Here is a 16,419-nt window from a genome sequence, read left to right on the forward strand (position 1 = left end):
GGGAAGACCACCGAATTTCTTTCCGGCCAGCGGGAAGCGGACCGTTCTGCTGCCCTCCTGCCGAGGAGCATGGGATGCATGATCACGACGACAAGGACGGAGGCAGCATGCTGAGCCCCACCGTGCGCAGCGAGCTCGCGGACGAATTGGCCCGCGCCGAACAGAATCGGGTGGCCGCGCCGCCGCTGGTCGACCGGTACCCCGGCATCGACGTCGTCGACGCCTACGAGATCCAGTTGCTCAACATCCAGCGCAGGCTCCGTGACGGCGCCCAGGTCGTCGGGCACAAGGTCGGGCTGTCGTCCAAGGCGATGCAGCAGATGATGGGCGTCGACGAACCCGACTACGGACACCTGCTCGCCGAGATGGAAGTCTTCGAAGACGTCCCCGTCGACACCTCCCAGTACCTGCTGCCCCGCGTCGAGGTCGAGGTCGGGTTCGTCCTGGGCAAGGACCTGCCCGGCGAGGACTGCACCGAAGCCGACGTGCTGGCCGCGACCGTCGCCTACGCACCCGCGATAGAATTGATCGACTCACGGATCACCGACTGGAAGATCGGGTTGGCCGACACCATCTCCGACAACGCCTCCTCGGCCGGATTCGTCCTCGGCAAACAACGCGTCGCCCCGGCCGATATCGACATCACCGCCATCGACGCGGTCCTCACCCGCAACGGTGAGGTCGTCGCCGAAGGCCGCAGCGACGCCGTCCTCGGTGACCCGGTGATCGCGGTCGCCTGGTTGGCGCGCAAGGTCGCGACCTTCGGAGTGCGGCTCCAAGCCGGAGACATCGTGCTGCCCGGCTCCTGCACCCGCGCCATCGACGCCCGCCCCGGCGACGACTTCCACGCCGAATTCACCGGACTCGGTTCCGTCCGTTTGCGTTTCGCCTAGGCCCGCGCTACCTCTCCGCCGCTGAGTCGACGCGGTAAACCAGTACTTCGCCGGTTCGCCGGCCCAAATATCGAGGAGGCTTACCGTGGCCAACGGGAACGTCACCGCCGCGATCGTCGGATCCGGCAATATCAGCACCGATCTGCTCTACAAACTGTTGCGGTCGGAATCCATCGAACCCCGGTGGATGATCGGGATCGACCCGGCCAGTGAAGGGCTGAAGCGGGCTCGTGGGCTCGGCTTGGAGACCTCGGCCGAGGGTGTCGACTGGTTGCTCGCTCAACCGGAGAAGCCCGACCTTGTCTTCGAAGCGACCTCGGCCTATGTGCATCGTGCCGCCGCACCGCGATACGCCGAATTGGGTATTCGGGCAGTCGATCTGACCCCGGCCGCGGTCGGCCCGGCGGTTGTTCCACCGGTCAATCTCGCGTCGTTGGTCGACGCGCCGAATGTCAATATGATCACCTGTGGTGGACAGGCGACGATTCCCATCGTTGCCGCTGTCTCGCGAGTCGTTCCGGTGCCCTACGCCGAAATCGTGGCCTCGGTGTCGTCAGTGTCGGCCGGACCCGGTACCCGCGCCAATATCGACGAATTCACCAAAACCACCAGCCGGGGTGTGGAAACCATCGGCGGGGCCGAACGCGGCAAGGCGATCATCATCCTCAATCCGGCCGAACCGCCGATGATCATGCGCGACACCATCTTCTGCGCCATCCCCGAAGACGCCGACCACGCCGCGATCACCGACTCGATCCACCGCATGGTCGCCGACATCCAGCAGTACGTGCCCGGCTACCGGCTTCTGAACGAACCCCAATTCGACGAACCCTCTGTGGTTTCCGGCGGCCTGGCGAAGGTTTCGGTGTTCGTGGAAGTCGAAGGCGCGGGCGACTTCCTGCCGCCGTACGCGGGCAACCTCGACATCATGACCGCCGCCGCCACCAAGGTCGGCGAAGTCATGGCCGATCAGATCCACGCCGCCCGCGTGTGAACGCGCATCCCTCCGCCCCGGTCTCGTTAGGAATTCCCATGCCGTACTCCGCTGATCTCGACATCAGCATCACCGACACCTGTCTGCGCGACGGGTCGCACCACAAACGTCACCAATTCACGACCACCGAGGTCCGCGATATCGTCGCCGCGCTCGATGGTGCCGGTGTTCCCGTCATCGAAGTCACCCATGGCGACGGACTCGGCGGTTCCTCGTTCAACTACGGATTCTCGAAAACCCCTGAACAGGAGCTGGTGCGAATCGCAGCCGACACCGCCACGCAAGCCAAGATCGCGGTCCTGATGCTGCCCGGGGTGGGAGTCAAAGAAGACATCAAGATCTCCCAGGACAACGGCGCCTCCATCTGCCGCATCGCCACGCACTGCACCGAAGCCGACGTCTCCATCCAGCATTTCGGCTACGCCCGCGACCTCGGTCTGGAAACCGTCGGGTTCCTCATGATGTCGCACACCCAAACCCCTGAGGCGCTGGCGAAACAAGCCCGCATCATGGCCGACGCCGGCTGCCAATGCGTCTACATCGTCGACTCCGCGGGCGCCTTGGTCCTCGATCAGGTCTCCGACCGCGTCGCCGCCCTGGTCGCCGAGCTCGGCACCGACGCCCGGGTCGGCTTCCACGGTCACGAAAACCTCGACCTCGCCGTCGCCAACAGCATCTACGCCATCCGCGCGGGTGCCACTCACATCGACGGCAGCGCACGCCGCTTCGGTGCGGGCGCGGGCAACACCCCCGTCGAAGCCCTCGTCGGGGTCTGCGACAAACTCGGGATCAACACCGGCATCGACTTCTTCGCCATCGCCGACGCCGCCGAAGATGTTGTTCGCCCGGCCATGCCGCAGGAATGCCTCCTGGACCGCCAATCCCTCATGATGGGCTACGCGGGCGTCTATTCCAGCTTCCTCAAACACGCCGAACGCCAAGCCGAACGCTACAACGTCTCCGCCGCCGAAATGCTCGTCCGCGCAGGCGAACGCAAACTCGTCGGCGGGCAGGAAGACCAGCTCATCGACATCGCCCTCGAACTGCAACGCCGAGCCACGGTCTAGCCGCGGTCACTACCGACGGCACTCGAGGTGAGATAGTCCGCGCCGCCGACATATACCGTCCGCCCGTCGGCGTCGTCGGACTCGGCCGCGGTCACGATCGCCGCGGCGAAATCCTCGACAGTCGGCAACGGGCCCGCCGCACGGCGTGACGCGACACTGCTCGCGTCACGCCGTTCCAGCAGCCGGACGATGATCGTGCCGTCGATCACGTCGCCGGATACCACACTGAAACCGACTCCCCGCGAGCGGAATTCGGGAATCAGCGCGCGCAGGGCGTCCTCACCCGCGCGCTTGCTCCGCGCGATCGGTGCGTAACCCGCAGGCACATCGGGCTTCTCGTGAATGAAGTGCGCCTGATGGCTGGTGACGAACATGATGCGTCCGCCCGACGGCATCAAGGGCAGCATCGCCTTCGCGAGATCCACCTGCGCGTCCCGATTGAGGCGCAGCGCGTAGCCGGGGTCCGCGTCACGCTCGAGACCGCCGGAAGCATTGAGCACCAACACATCCAGCCGACCATATGTTCGCTGGATATCTGCCGCCATGGCAGCGACATCATCAGGCTCGGACACATCCGCGCCGATCACTGAGGCGCTACCGCCGGCCGTCACGATCTCGGTGACGACGGTCTCGGCACGCTTGCGTTTCTCCCGGAAGTTCACGAGCACGTGCGCACCGGTCGCGCCGAACTGCCTCGCCGTATCCGCGCCGATTCCGCGCGAAGCCCCGGTCACCAGCACCACCCGCCGCGCCGTCGATTCCACCATCGTGTTCCTCCCGCCCGCATGCTTCTGATTCAGAAGCAACTATCGCGCTTCTGAATCAGAAGCGCAACCGGCGGATGATCCCGACGCCCGGTGGAAACCCTGCTCCGCCAGGCGATTCGACTTATGCGGCGACGGTGATCACGATCTTCGCCCTGGCGTGTTCGGATTCCATGTAGCTGATGGCCGCGGGCGTCTCGGCCAGTGGGTAGGTCCGGTCGATGGCCGGGCGGACCTGCCCCGACTCGATCAGCTCGCGGAGTTCTGTCAGCGACTCCGGACTCTGCTGAGCCAGCGGGCCGCGGATCGACGGTTTCACGAATGGCCGAGCCAGCTGGCCGAGCGCGAGCAAGCCGACCGGACCGAACACGCTGCCACCGTCGAAATTGCCACCACCGGACAGAACGAGGGTGCCGGTGGGCTCGACCAGGCGGAGGAGTTCGCGTAGGCCCCGTGTGCCCGCCAGGTCGAGAACGGTGTCGTAGCGGCCGGTTACGGTCTCGCGGGTGTAGTCGACGACATGTGCGGCGCCGAGTGCCCGTGCCGCCTCGACATTGCGGGTACTGCACACCCCGGTGACCTCGGCACCCCTGGCCCGGGCGATCTGGACCGCGAAGGTGCCGACCCCTCCGGAGGCACCGATGATCAACACCCGGTTTCCGGCGTCGACGTGACGCAGGCAGGTCAGGGCGGTGTTGGCGGCCAGCGGTACGGCCGCGGCCTCCTCGAAGCTCAGGTTCTTCGGCTTTCGGTCGAGGAGAGCGCGCGGTACCGCGAGGTACTCCGCGAACGCGCCGCTGACCGCCTCACCGAACACCTCGTCGCCCACCGCGACATCGGTGACCCCGTCGCCCACCGCCTCGACCGTCCCCGCGAAGTCCCCGCCCTGCACCGGATTCGCCGGCCCCTTGCGACGGAACACCGACCGATCCATCCACCGCGCGATCTTCGGGTCCCCCCGCATCACATGCCAATCCCGCGCATTCACCGACGCCGCACGAACCCGAACCAGCACCTGCCCCGCCCCCGCTTCCGGGCGCCCGACATCGGCCACCGCCAACATCGCCGACGACCCGTAAACCTGCTGCACGATTGCCTTCACCTCGACAACGCTAGGCGTCGCGACCACCCGCACACATCGGGGAACTCCCCGAGGTATTCCGGATTCAGGACCCCGTCCGATCGCCCGAATGCTTCTGATCCAGAACCAGCTATCGTGCTTCTGAATGAGAAGCGCAACCGGCGGTGACGAGACGGCAGAACCCTCCGCGAAGATCGTGGCCGCGATCGACCTGCTCGGCCAGCGGTGGATGCTGCGCGTGATCTGGGAACTCGAGCCCGGTCCCCTCGGCTTCCTCGACCTGCGCCGCCGGATGGGCAATTGCTCGTCGAGCATGCTGTCCGACCGCCTCCAGCAATTGCAGTCCGCGGGCCTGACCCGCAAGAACGGACCGCGCGGCGCCTACGAGCTCACCACCGAGGGCGCCCTCCTGGCCGAGTCCCTCCAGCAGGTCTGGGACTGGGCCGAACAATGGACACCCACCGGCGACGGCAACGGCCGAATCCCCTGGCGTCCCACCCGCTAGTTCATGGGCGTGCCGCGACGCCCTGGGACGGATCAGCGCCGTCAGGAGAGCTTTCTTGGCGGCTCGGTGAGTGAGCACTTACCATCGGGGGCATGGTTCGTCTTCCGCTCAGTCCCGCCCAGGTCGAAGCCGGGCGCCGGCTGGGTCGGCGACTGCGGACGGCTCGGGGCGATCGCGAACTGAACGAGGTGGCCGGGCGGGCGGGGATCTCTCCCGAGACCCTGCGCAAGATCGAGTCCGGGCGCATGCCCTCCCCCGCGTTCGGCACCATCGTCGGCCTCGCCGAAGCACTCACGATCCCGCTCGCCGAGCTGGCCGAGGTCTACCGCGCCGAGCAGGTCGCCGAGTCCGCCTGAGCCGTTCCGGTTCGTGCTCGTCGACGGCGAGGCGCTGGAACGACCTACCGGCGATGCATCGATTCTTCGTTGTCGTATCCCAGGGTGACGTCGTGGGTGATCTCGCCACGAGTGACCGCCACCTGACTCGCGACGGGTGGGTACCCGCGCGCGACGACCGTGTACTCCCCCTCGGGCAGGTCGGGCACGAGGTAGCGGCCCTTCTCGTCGGTGCGGGTGGTGGCGGCCGGGTCGCCGCTGGAATCGAGGACGGTGATCTCGACATCCGCGACCGGCCGGTCGCCGTCGACCCAGGCCGAACCGGTCAGGATGGCCATCGGTTCCAGGTCGATATCGCGGTGCAGTGAGCCGGTTTCCGGGACGGTCAGGGCGAGTGCTGTCGGGCGCATGTGGTCGGCCACCGCGACCAGGGTGTACGTGCCGCTGACGACATCACGGCAGACGTAGGTACCGTCCTCGCCGGTGATCGCCGCCCCGACCACCTCCCCCTCGGGATCGGTCAGGGTCACGGTCGCACCCCACAGTGGTTCACCGCGCCGCGCCGAGCGCACCACCCCGGTGAGCTCACCCGCCCCGGTGAGCATCAGGTCGACGTGCTGGGCCCGCTCCCCGATCGACACGCTCACCGCCTCGGGCTGATGACCGGCGGCGGCCGCGATGAGGACATAGTTGCCCGGTCGCGGTGCCTCGATCATGTAGGCGCCGTCGGCGTCGCCGTTGCCGCGCGCCACCTGGTGACCGTGCTGATCGATCAGGGTGAGCGTCGCCGACGGGACCGGGCGGGCATCGTCACGTCGCAGCAGTCCCGCGATCACCCGGCCCGTCGCACCGGGCCGCAGTTTGCCCGCCATCTCGTGTGCGTCGTAGAGGCTCACATCCCGCAACTGGGCACCTTCGTCGGCCTCATCGGGCACGGGATCCTCTTGCAGCGGAATCTCTTTCATGAACACCAGGACCAGGCAGGCGACGATCGCCAGATCGGCGGCCAGCAGGAACACGGTGTGCATCGAGTCGGTGAAACCCTCGAGGATCGGGATCCGCAGGTGGTCGGGCAGGGCCGCGATGCCGCTGGTGTCGCTCTGCAGGGCCTCGAGCCGGGCGGCGTCGAAACCCGGCGGGAGGGTGCCGCCGAACGCGCTCAGGATGGAACCGGGCAGGCGATCGAACAGCACGGTGAGGAAGACCGCGACGCCGAGGGTGCCGCCGAGCTGCCGGAAGAACGTGGCCGCCGCCGTCGACACACCCATCTCGGTGCGCCCGACCGCGTTCTGCGCGGCGATCACCAGCGTCTGCATGCAACCACCGAGCCCGAAACCCATGATCGCGCTGTATGCCAGCGGCTGCCACAGCGGACCGTCGTAGGTGATGCGGGCGAACAATCCGCAGCCGATGGCCAGGATCAGCGCGCCGAGCACCGGCAGCACCTTGTAGCGCCCGCTGGCCTTGGTGATCAGGCCCGACAGCTGGGCGCCGACCATGATGCCGAGCACCAGCGGCAGCATCAGCAGGCCCGCCTCGGTGGGCGAGAACCCCCGCACCACCTGCAGGTATTGCGGAACCATCGTGATGGCCCCGAACATGGCTACACCGATGAGGAATCCGCCGAGAATGGCGACGCTGAAGGTGGAACTGCGGAACAACCGCAGCGGGATCAGCGCCGCGTCCTTCATCAGGAACTCGACGATCACGAACACCAGCAGCCCGCCAACGCAGATGCCGTAGCAGAGCAGCGATTTCGGGGACGTCCAGCCCCACAGCCTGCCCTGCTCGGCGACGATCAGCAGCGGCACCACCCCGACGACCAGCGCCAGCGCACCGAACCAGTCGATCCGGCTGCGCTGCCGGGTGTGACCGACGTTGAGCACCCGCCACACCACCAGGAACGCGAGCAGACCCACCGGCACGTTGACCAGGAACACCCAGCGCCAACCTTCGATACCGCCGAGGCTCTCGTAGTCGGAGAGGAACCCACCGACCACCGGCCCGAGCACCGTCGCGATGCCGAAGACCATGAGGAAATAACCCTGGTAGCGGACCCGTTCCCGGGCGGGCACGATGTCACCGACGATGGTGAACGCCAACGACATCAGCCCGCCTGCCCCGAGGCCTTGGAAGGCGCGGCACCCGGCCAGCTGATACATGGTCTGGGCGAAGCAGCAGGCCGCCGAACCGATGACGAACAGTGCGATCGCCAGCAGATAGAACGGTTTACGCCCGTAGATGTCGGCGAGTTTGCCGTAGAGGGGCGTGGTGACGGTCGCGGTGATGAGGTATGCCGTTGTCGCCCATGCCTGTTCGTCGAAGCCGTCGAGGCTGTTCGCGATCCGCACGATCGCGACGCTGACGATGTTCTGATCGAGTGCGGCCAGGAACACCCCGAGTAGCAGGCCGGACAGAATGGTGAGTGTCTGGCGGTGCGTGAGGCGTGGTTCGGCGACGACGGTATCGGTCATGGAAAAGCCCTGGTTCTGATCGGCTGGCTGGTGGGTGTCGATCATTCGGCCCACGCAAGGGCCGACAACCCCGCTGCGAGGAAAACTTTGCGCCGCGGGTGGAACTCTTCATGCGCTGGTGGCCAGAGCTTACCCACGTCGGATTCGCGGCCGTCACCGAGGGATCAAGTTACCGTTCATTTCGCGCCGAAACGGTAGGCGGCGGCAATCAGCTCCGCCAGTCGTGGATCGCGAGCTTCGTCGAGAGAATGCACCACTACCAGGTGATTCCAGCGGGCACGGCCCACCTGTGTCACCCGGTAGACCGGTGCGTGCGCCATTTCCCGGTCGAGCGCGAGCATGATCTGCACGGTGCCTTCCGGATTCTTTCCCGTGACGTTGTAGAGCCACACCCACGCGAACTTCCGCGCGACGGCGAAAACGATCTGCGAGGCCACCGACACCTCGACCGGACCATTGCTCGCGATCAATTCGCGTAGTACTCCGAAGATCTCACGCGAGTGCGGTTTGCCCGAAAAGTACGCCTCGACGGCGGGGTCGACGGAATCGCTCATCGCGGTACGGCCGGGGTCGCGGTGGTGAGACTGTCGGCCAGGGTGGACAGGGTCTGCGAACAGCCGGCCGGAATGCGCACGGCGGCCAGATCGTCGGCGCGGGTTGCGCCGCGATTCACGATCACCACCGGCACACCGTTCTTCGCGGCGCGGCGGACGAATCGCAGCCCGGACATCACGGTGAGTGACGATCCAGCTACCAGCAGTGCCTCGGCGTCGTCGACCAGGGCGAAGGCCGCCGCCACCCGCTCGGCGGGGACGGTTTCGCCGAAGTAGACGATGTCGGGCTTGAGCATGCCGCCGCACCGGGCGCAGTCGAGCATCCGGAAGCGGTCGGTGTCGGTGACCACCGCGTCCGCGTCGGGCGCGACCTCGATACCGCCGCCGTGCGAAACCTGGTCGGCGAAATCGGGATTGGCCGCCTCCAGCTGTTCTGCCAGCGACATGCGGGAGATCACCGCCGCGCAGCGCAGGCAGCACACGCGGGCATACGTGCCGTGCAGGTCGATGACCCGGCGAGCACCTGCTTTCGTGTGCAGCAGGTCGACGTTCTGCGTGATCACAGCCGACACCACGCCCGCGTGTTCCAGCCGGGCCAGCGCGCGGTGGCCCGGGTTCGGCCGGGCGGCGTCCATCCGCCGCCAGCCGATGTGGTTGCGGGCCCAGTACCGCTGCCGGAAGGCGGCGTCGCCGACGAACTGCTGGTAGGTCATCGGATTGCGGGGTGGTGAATCGGGGCCGCGGTAGTCGGGGATGCCGCTGTCGGTGCTCAAACCCGCCCCGGACACCACCACGACGCGGCGTCCGGCCAGCAGCTCGGCCGCACGCTCCACCAGGTCCCGGGTGGGCTCGCCCATGAAGTCATGGTACGAGTGGGCGGGCGCGGGGCGGCACGCCGGTGGAGTTGCGTGGCGAGCGGGTGCGGCGACATGATGACTCATCTGCCCGGCGATGTCAGAGGAAACTGGTGTCCGACAACGACGAACACGGCCGAAGCGCGCTCAACGGCGCGGTCGACGGGACCATTGTCGCCGTCCGCCGCATGTTCTATGTCCTCGGTGACGAGGTCGACCGCTCCGAGGGCCCGATCGAGTTCACCTTCCACAACGGTGCCACCCTGCTGCTCGATTCCGGGGTGGACGGCTCGGAACTGCGGATCCGGTCGGCGCCGTGGCGTGACCCGTTCGAACCGCTCGTCGACCCGGTCAATATCGAATACGTCGCCGAATCGGGCAAATACACCGCCTTCGATGTCACCGACGAGGAACCCTACAGCGCCTTCACCGGCCGCCGCGTCGACGCCGTCTCGGTCGTACCCCTGCCCGACGGCCGACCGCGCGCCGCGACCCTGTACCTCGGCGAGGCCGTGGTGAAAGCGGAAACGGTGGCCGACGAAGTGATCGTCACCCTGGTGCCCGCATGACGGGCTTCGCCCACCGCATGCGCCGATTGTTCGGCACCGGAACGGATTCCGCACCGACCGTGTTCGAGACGACGCCGTTGCGGCCGGAGTTCGCCGGTGAGCACCTGCCGGGGAACCGGGTATGGGACGGCACTCACGTCACCTATCTCGATGAGCAAGCGCGCCTGCGGTTCCGGCTCCAAGCCCGCGACGGTCTGCTCCACACCGCCGACGGCGCCCTGTTCGACACCACGGCGGCCAGTACCCTGTGGTCACCGGAGGGCGGCCGGGCGATCTTCGTCATGGACGCCGCTGGCACGCTGTACTCCTCACCCCAGCACCTGCTCGGCCGGTTCCACCATTCGAGTTTCCTGGCCGGTGGACCCGTGGCCGCCGCAGGGGAGATCGTGGCGCGGCAGGGCCGGGTGCTGCTGGTGTCGGATCACAGCACCCACTACCGGCCCCCGCGGCGCTTCACCCGGCAGGTTCCGCTCGCCTTGCGTGCCCAGGGCATCGAAGCCGGCGACCTGCCCCTCGAAATGCGTTCGCAGGAACCGTGATCGGCGGGCTCAGTGCCCCGACGCCAGTTCCGCCATCACCCTGTCGGTGAGCTTGTCGATGACGGCGCCGCGAATCTGGTGGCTCTCGTTGGCCAGTGCCGTGGTGGTGCACATCCCGAACGCGCCGTCGGCGTCGTAGAGCACGGCCGCGCCCGCCGCGATCCCGTCGTCGCTGAGGTGACCTTCCGCCTCGATGCCCATCTCGACGCCGATCGGCATGCGCGAGAACGTGATCGACACATCGGTATTGATGAAACCGATGCCGTCGGTGCCCCAGTTGGTGACCAGACTCGTCTGCTCACCCGTCATCGCGGCGTAGCAGAACGGGGAGGACTCCTCACCGGCGACGACCGGGATGTTGCGCACCCATTTGCGTTTGCGGGTGTCGTTCTGGTGCTCGGTCATCCGGATCGACCAGCCGTCGGCATGGCCGTCGCTGCCGAACAGGTGCAACCCCTCCTCGATCGCCGCGCGCGCGTCCGGCGGCGGCAGCGGCCGCTCCCGGTCGGGCCGCCACACCGCACCGGGCGGCTGCGCCGAGCGTTTCAGCAGCAACGCGCTGCCCCTGGCCACCACCGCGTCGTCCGAGCGCAGGCTGACGGCGACCGCGCGCACGCGCTTGCCGTCACGCACCAGCTCGCTCTCGACGGTCACGGGCACGGCGGGCACCGCGCGGTGCAGGTCGACGGTGAACCGGGCGGGCACGAACTCCTCGGTGCAGTACCGCGCCTCCACCTCCCGCGCCATCAACCCGCACACCGGCGGCCCCGACAGCGTCTTGGGGCCCCACAGGCTCAGCGAGAACCTGGTCGGCTCGAACACCGCGCCCGTGCGGGTGAAGTACGCCGGTGAGGTGGTCATGGCGACCCTTTCCGGCCAGGGTGTTTCCCGGGCTCTCCGGCCAAGATTAGAACGCGTTGCAGTTTTACGGCAACCCACTCGCGTTCGCCGTCGATCACGAGACCTGGGTGAGTTCCCCGACCCGAGTTCAGGGTCGGCACCGGATGTCTCCGATACGACGTCGGCCTAGCGTCGACAGCACACCCACGAGGAGAACACCATGCGAAAACTCACTGTCGCACTCACGGCCGCGACCGTCTACGCCGTGCTGGCGACCCTGGTGGTGTGCACCACGATCGCCGAAACGGTCTTCCTGTACCCGAACTACTTCCACGACATTCCGGCATCGCTGGAGGTGGGCGAGGCATTCACCGCCGTGGTCTCGGTCGGCGATGTGATGCGCCCGCTGGGGATGTTCCTGACCCTGAGCGCAGTGCTCGCCGTGGCTGCCGGTGTGTGGTCGGGGCGCGCCCGCGGCTGGCTGCTCGCGTCGCTGGTGCCGTTCGTCTCGGGGATGTTCCTGCTGTCGATGCTGTACCTGTGGCCGCGCTGGCCGATCCTGTTCGAGGATCGCGCCATGTACACGGTCGACGAATTGCACCGCACGGTCGCCGAGATCGAGGTCGCGCATGCGGTGCGCATCGCCTGCGGCCTGCTCACCGCGGTCTCGGCCGTCATCGCGGCACTGCGGATCTACCGCGACCGGGTTCTGCTGCAGGCCGCGCAGGACTACTCCAGTTCGCCCTCGGTCTCGAGGTAGATCTGGCGCAGCTTGTCCAGGGTTTCCGGTTCGGGGTGCTCCCAGAGCTTGCGCTCGGCCGCCTCGAGCAGCCGTTCGGCGATGCCGTGCAGCGCCCACGGGTTGGACTGCTCCATGAACTTGCGGTTCACATCGTCGAAAACATAGCTCTCGGAAAGCTTTTCGTACATCCAGTCGGCGACGACATTGGTGGTGGCGTCGTAACCGAACAGGTAGTCGACGGTCGCGGCCATCTCGAAGGCACCCTTGTAGCCGTGGCGGCGCATCGCCTCGAGCCAGCGCGGGTTCACCACGCGCGCACGGAACACCCGGGTGGTTTCCTCGGACAGGGTGCGGGTGCGTACCGCGTCGGGGCGGGTGGAGTCGCCGATGTAGGCCTCGGGGTTCTTCCCGGTGAGCGCGCGCACCGTGGCGACCATGCCGCCGTGGTACTGGAAGTAGTCGTCGGAGTCGGCGATGTCGTGCTCGCGGGTGTCGGTGTTCTTGGCCGCCACCGCGATTCGCTTGTACGCCGTGCGCATATCGTCGGCGGCGGGAGCGCCGTCGAGATCGCGGCCGTAGGCGTAGCCGCCCCAGGTGGTGTACACCTGTGCGAGGTCGTCGTCGGTGCGCCAGCTCTTGGAATCGATGAGCTGCAGCAGGCCCGCGCCGTAGGTGCCGGGCTTGGAACCGAAGATGCGGGTGGTGGCACGGCGGGCATCGCCGTGCTCGGCCAGGTCCGCATCGGCATGGGCGCGAACGTAATTGGCGTCGGCCGGTTCGTCGAGGGCGGCGACGAGGCGGACGGCGTCGTCGAGCAGGGCGAGAACGTGCGGGAAGGCGTCGCGGAAGAAACCGGAGATGCGCACGGTGACGTCGATGCGCGGGCGACCCAGTTCTTCCAGGGAGATCACCTCGAGCGAGGTGACGCGGCGGCTCGCCTCGTCCCACACCGGCCGCACGCCGAGCAGCGCGAGGACTTCGGCGATGTCGTCGCCGGAGGTGCGCATGGCCGAGGTGCCCCACACCGACAGACCGACCGACTTCGGGTACTCGCCGTGATCGGCCAGGTAGCGGGCGAGCAGGGACTCGGCCATGGCCTGACCCGTCTCCCACGCCAGTCGCGACGGGACGGCCTTCGGATCGACGGAGTAGAAATTGCGGCCGGTCGGCAACACGTTGATCAGACCGCGCAGGGGTGAACCACTCGGGCCTGCGGGGATGAAACCACCGTTGAGGGCGTGCAGGACCCGGGCGATCTCGATGCCGGTCTCGCGCAGGCGGGGCACGACCTCGGTCGCGGCGAACCGCAACACGGTCTTCACCGCGTCGAGGCGCCCACTCACCGCGATGCCGCCGTTCGCGGTGGCAGTGCCGCTCGCTCCGGACGAATCGTCCACTCCCCCGGCCAGAATCGCGGTCGCGTAGTCGTCGACGAGGGTGTCGACCGCGTCCACCGACCAGTCCGTCGCTTGCAGGGCGCCGAGCAGTTCGCGCGCGCGGGCCTCCACCACGTCGACGCGGGTGCGCGCCTCGTCACCGGCTTCGCTGAGCCCCAACGCTTCTCGCAGGCCGGGCACGTTCTGTTCGCCGCCCCACAGCTGGCGGGCACGCAGCATGGCCAGCACCAGGTCGAGTTCCATCTCGCCCTCGGGGGCCTGACCCAGGATGTGCAGGCCGTCGCGGATCTGCACATCTTTGATCTCGCAGAGCCAGCCGTCGACGTGCAGGAGCATGTCGTCGAAGACGTCCTCGTCTGGGCGTTCGGCCAGGCCGAGGTCGTGGTCCATCTTGGCCGCGCGCATCAGGGTCCAGATCTGCTGGCGGATGGCGGGCAGTTTGGCCGGGTCGAGCGCGGAGATGTTGGCGTGTTCGTCGAGCAGTTGTTCCAGGCGCGAGATGTCGCCGTAGGTTTCGGCGCGCGCCATCGGTGGGATGAGGTGGTCGACGAGGGTGGCGTGGGCGCGGCGCTTGGCCTGGGTGCCCTCACCGGGGTCGTTCACCAGGAACGGGTAGATCAGCGGCAGATCGCCGAGGGCGGCGTCGGTGCCACAGGACGCGGACATGCCGAGGGTCTTGCCCGGCAGCCATTCCAGGTTGCCGTGCTTGCCGAGGTGCACCATCGCGTCGGCACCGAAACCGTCGGCCGACGACAGCCACCGGTAGGCCGCCAGGTAATGGTGGCTCGGCGGCAGATCAGGGTCGTGATAGATGGCGACCGGATTCTCCCCGAAACCGCGCGGCGGCTGCACCATCAGCACCACATTGCCGAAACGCAGTGCGGCGATGACGATCTCGCCCTTCGGATCTGCCGACCGGTCCACATACAGTTCGCCCGGCGGCGGCCCCCACGCCTCCACGACGGCTTCGCGCAGGTCGTCGGGCAGCGACTCGAACCAGCGGGTGTAGACGGTGGCGCCGATGCGGATCGGATTGCCCTCGAGCTGTTCGGCGCTGAGCCAGTCGGGATCCTGGCCGCCCGCCGCGATCAGGGCGTGGATCAGGGCGTCACCGTCGCCTTCGGCGAGGCCGGGGATCTCGTCGATATCACCGAGGTCGTAACCGGCGGAACGCATTTCGGTGAGCAGCCGGATGGCGCTCGCCGGGGTGTCGAGGCCGACGGCGTTGCCGATGCGGGCGTGCTTGGTCGGGTAGGCCGACAGCATGAGCGCGATCCGCTTGTCGCCGTTGGGAATATGACGCAGGCGGGCGTGGCGCACCGCGATCCCGGCGACGCGGGCGGCACGTTCGGGATCGGGGACATAGGTGGACAGACCGTCCTCGTCGAACTCCTTGAACGAGAACGGGACCGTGATGATGCGCCCGTCGAACTCCGGGACCGCGACCTGGGTGGCGACATCGAGCGGGGACAGGCCGTCGTCGTTGGCCTCCCACTGGGCGCGCGGGCTGGTCAGGCACAGGCCCTGCAGGATCGGCACGTCGAGGGCGGCCAGCGCGGCCACGTCCCAGGCCTCGTCGTCGCCACCGGCCGACGCGGTGGCGGGCTTGCTGCCGCCCGCGGCGAGCACGGTGACCACCAGGGCGTCGGCCCGGCCGAGGAGAGTGAGCAGTTCCGGCTCGGCGGTTCGCAGCGACGCCGCGTAGACGGGCAGCGCGCGGGCACCCTTGGCTTCGATGGCCGTGCACAGGGCATCGACGTAGCCGGTGTTGCCCGCCAGGTGCTGGGCGCGGTAGTAGACGACGGCGACCGTGGGGGCGTGCGGTTCGAGGATGCGCGCCGAGCGTTCGAGCTCACCCCACGTGGGCAGCTGGACCGGCGGCTCGAACCCGTGACCGGTGAGCAACACCGTGTCGGACAGGAAGTTGTAGAGCTGACGCAGGTTGTCGGCACCACCCGCGGCGAGATAGTTGTGGGCGTCGGCGGCGACACCGACCGGCACGGTGGAGCATTCCATCAGTTCCGCGTCGGGTGCGATCTCGCCGCCGAGGGCGACCATCGGAATACCGCTGGCCCGCACCGCGTCCAGGCCCTCTTCCCAGGCACGTTTGCCGCCGAGGATGCGCACGATCACCAGGTCGACGCCGTCGAGCAGCTGCCCGAGATCCTCGACCAGCAGCCGGGCGGGGTTGCCCCACCGGTACTCGGCGCCGCTCGCGCGGGCGCTCAGCAGGTCGGTGTCGGAGGTGGACAGCAGCAGGATCACAGGGTGAGACCTTCCTCGGGTTGACGCGCCCATCGGGTTGCGGTGCTCGCCGGAGAGGGTCTGGCTGTTCACAGTGGCGCGACCGCACCGGATTTCCACCGGTTTCCTCGACGCCCGCCGAGCAAGTCGATGGTACTGGCCCGGATGCGCCCGCAACTTTCCAGCCCGCGTCCGGGGGTCGCTCAGGCAGCTTCGGCGCGGTCCGCGAGTTTGAGCCAGACCACTCCGGCAATCACCACGGCGAGCCAGAACGCTTTGAGCGGGGTGAGCGTTTCCTCGAAGAACACCGGTCCGAGGAGCGCGGCGCCGACCGCGCCGATCCCTGCCCAGACGGCATAGCCGATGCCGACGTCGATCGTTTTCAGCGCGACGCTGAGGGCGAAGAGGGTGAGCAGGAAGAAGACGATCGCGACCAGCGACCAGGTGAGGACGGTGAATCCGTGGCTGCCGCCGACGGCCAGGGCGTAACCGACTTCGAAGGCGCCCGCGAGCAGCAGGACGAGCCAGGCGGTGGCGGTGCGGTTCTCGGTGATCATTGTTCGGCCT

Annotated in this window: 16 protein-coding genes; 8 read left to right on the forward strand and 8 right to left on the reverse strand. The window is 67.8% G+C overall.

Features of this window, described 5'->3' with window-relative positions; genetic code table 11:
* Nucleotides 1-107 precede the first annotated feature (107 nt).
* The 3 genes from NCO8_RS01105 (at nt 108) to dmpG (ending at nt 2,954) form a co-directional block, all read left to right on the forward strand.
* On the forward strand, nt 108-893 hold the full coding sequence (locus tag NCO8_RS01105) for a 2-keto-4-pentenoate hydratase (RefSeq protein ID WP_067635759.1): 786 nt from the start codon (nt 108-110) through the stop codon (nt 891-893).
* Between the two features lie 85 nt (nt 894-978).
* A complete protein-coding gene (locus tag NCO8_RS01110) occupies nt 979-1,887 on the forward strand; it encodes an acetaldehyde dehydrogenase (acetylating) (protein ID WP_067635638.1) in 909 nt (302 codons plus the stop codon).
* A gap of 38 nt (nt 1,888-1,925) precedes the next feature.
* Nucleotides 1,926-2,954 carry a 4-hydroxy-2-oxovalerate aldolase gene (dmpG, locus tag NCO8_RS01115; protein ID WP_067635640.1) on the forward strand — a complete coding sequence of 343 codons (1,029 nt, stop codon included), beginning with the start codon at nt 1,926-1,928 and terminating at the stop codon, nt 2,952-2,954.
* Here dmpG and NCO8_RS01120 read toward each other — a convergent pair.
* Nucleotides 2,951-3,721, reverse strand: coding sequence for an SDR family oxidoreductase (locus NCO8_RS01120; RefSeq protein WP_067635642.1), 771 nt, complete (start codon nt 3,719-3,721; stop codon nt 2,951-2,953). The two genes, dmpG and NCO8_RS01120, sit on opposite strands and share 4 nt — an antisense overlap.
* A gap of 121 nt (nt 3,722-3,842) precedes the next feature.
* Nucleotides 3,843-4,820, reverse strand: coding sequence for an NAD(P)-dependent alcohol dehydrogenase (locus NCO8_RS01125; protein WP_067635644.1), 978 nt, complete (start codon nt 4,818-4,820; stop codon nt 3,843-3,845).
* Between the two features lie 124 nt (nt 4,821-4,944).
* Between NCO8_RS01125 and NCO8_RS01130 the strand changes: the two genes are divergently transcribed.
* Complete coding sequence (locus NCO8_RS01130) at nt 4,945-5,304, forward strand: winged helix-turn-helix transcriptional regulator (RefSeq protein WP_067635646.1); 360 nt, start codon at nt 4,945-4,947, stop codon at nt 5,302-5,304.
* 92 nt (nt 5,305-5,396) lie between these two features.
* Entirely contained in the window at nt 5,397-5,660 is a 264-nt protein-coding gene (locus NCO8_RS01135; protein WP_067492131.1) for a helix-turn-helix domain-containing protein, read from the forward strand.
* Nucleotides 5,661-5,704: 44 nt separating this feature from the next.
* Here the strand turns inward: NCO8_RS01135 and NCO8_RS01140 are convergent, their stop codons facing one another.
* The 3 genes from NCO8_RS01140 to NCO8_RS01150 form a co-directional block, all read right to left on the reverse strand.
* A complete protein-coding gene (locus tag NCO8_RS01140; protein WP_067635760.1) occupies nt 5,705-8,113 on the reverse strand; it encodes an MFS transporter in 2,409 nt (802 codons plus the stop codon).
* Nucleotides 8,114-8,289: 176 nt separating this feature from the next.
* On the reverse strand, nt 8,290-8,667 hold the full coding sequence (locus NCO8_RS01145) for a DUF5655 domain-containing protein (RefSeq protein WP_067635649.1): 378 nt from the start codon (nt 8,665-8,667) through the stop codon (nt 8,290-8,292).
* Nucleotides 8,664-9,524 (reverse strand): NAD-dependent protein deacetylase, encoded by an 861-nt coding sequence (locus tag NCO8_RS01150; RefSeq protein WP_067635650.1) that lies wholly within the window; start codon nt 9,522-9,524, stop codon nt 8,664-8,666. The genes NCO8_RS01145 and NCO8_RS01150 overlap by 4 nt, the downstream gene beginning before the upstream one ends.
* A 110-nt stretch (nt 9,525-9,634) precedes the next feature.
* Here NCO8_RS01150 and NCO8_RS01155 point away from each other — a divergent pair, with 110 nt between their 5' ends.
* Nucleotides 9,635-10,090: a hypothetical protein gene (locus NCO8_RS01155; protein WP_067492129.1), complete on the forward strand. Its 456-nt coding sequence runs from the start codon at nt 9,635-9,637 to the stop codon at nt 10,088-10,090.
* Nucleotides 10,087-10,629 carry an IQM protein middle domain-containing protein gene (locus tag NCO8_RS01160; RefSeq protein WP_067635652.1) on the forward strand — a complete coding sequence of 181 codons (543 nt, stop codon included), beginning with the start codon at nt 10,087-10,089 and terminating at the stop codon, nt 10,627-10,629. Before NCO8_RS01155 ends, NCO8_RS01160 begins: the two co-directional genes overlap by 4 nt.
* A gap of 9 nt (nt 10,630-10,638) precedes the next feature.
* Here NCO8_RS01160 and NCO8_RS01165 read toward each other — a convergent pair whose 3' ends face one another.
* Entirely contained in the window at nt 10,639-11,490 is an 852-nt protein-coding gene (locus tag NCO8_RS01165) for an acyl-CoA thioesterase domain-containing protein (RefSeq protein ID WP_067635654.1), read from the reverse strand.
* Between the two features lie 199 nt (nt 11,491-11,689).
* On the opposite strand from NCO8_RS01165, the gene NCO8_RS01170 reads away from it, so the two are divergent.
* Complete coding sequence (locus NCO8_RS01170) at nt 11,690-12,229, forward strand: hypothetical protein (RefSeq protein WP_067635656.1); 540 nt, start codon at nt 11,690-11,692, stop codon at nt 12,227-12,229.
* Here NCO8_RS01170 and cobN read toward each other — a convergent pair.
* Nucleotides 12,199-15,873 (reverse strand): cobaltochelatase subunit CobN, encoded by a 3,675-nt coding sequence (cobN, locus tag NCO8_RS01175; RefSeq protein WP_067635658.1) that lies wholly within the window; start codon nt 15,871-15,873, stop codon nt 12,199-12,201. The genes NCO8_RS01170 and cobN overlap by 31 nt on opposite strands.
* Nucleotides 15,874-16,055: 182 nt before the next feature.
* A complete protein-coding gene (locus tag NCO8_RS01180; RefSeq protein WP_067635660.1) occupies nt 16,056-16,409 on the reverse strand; it encodes a DMT family transporter in 354 nt (117 codons plus the stop codon).
* Nucleotides 16,410-16,419 lie beyond the last annotated feature (10 nt).

This window comes from Nocardia coubleae NBRC 108252 (assembly GCF_001612805.1).
Lineage (GTDB): Bacteria > Actinomycetota > Actinomycetes > Mycobacteriales > Mycobacteriaceae > Nocardia > Nocardia coubleae.